Annotated in this window: 1 pseudogene; it reads right to left on the bottom strand. The window is 45.0% G+C overall.

From position 1 onward, the window contains the following. Positions 1–616: pseudogene (locus ACFINY_RS09910) on the bottom strand (filamentous hemagglutinin); the annotation flags it as partial.

Genomic DNA, 616 nt, shown 5'->3' with positions numbered 1-616 from the left:
ACACATGCACCTTGCCATCAGCACCCTCTTGTAAATGCTGCTTTTCTTCATCCGTTAAATAATGTGCGTGAGGTATTTTTTGTCCACGAGCGTCTTTGATATACTGTCCATTTGCATCTATTTCATAGATTATATTACCCTTTTCATCACGGTCGACCACAGCGATGGGGTGCTCTTTGATAAACATGGTTTTATAGGAGTCATCACTGTATTTAAATCCTTCTTCTAAAAGTTGGGTTGCCATTTCACGGTTTTCATGGACGATTTGTTCCAGCTTGCCTGCATCGAGCTGTTGTACACCCTTATGGGCGGTGGCAGTATCACGATTAAGGGAGGCTATGGCTTGTTCCACATCTTGCCCTGTCAATGCCTTCTGCCCAGCTTCATCAGTAATGACAATGGTGCCATCGCTAATGGCGGATTTGGTGTATCCTTCCTCTGAATCTTGGGCTTTTGAATGATCTAAGACATTTTTGGCAATGTTTTTCCCGACACCATATTTGCCCTGATACATCGGACCACCGGCAGAAATGCTTAACCCTTGGCTGCTAGCTTGCGCATGCGCACTGTTGCTGATATCACTGGTGCTAATGCTTCCTGTGGTCAGGCTGTTTTT

This window comes from Bartonella sp. AA23NXGY, assembly GCF_042197165.1.
Classification (GTDB): Bacteria; Pseudomonadota; Alphaproteobacteria; order Rhizobiales; family Rhizobiaceae; genus Bartonella.
The sequence above is the reverse complement of the archived record's forward strand: the minus strand, read 5'-3'. Positions and strand labels throughout refer to the sequence as shown.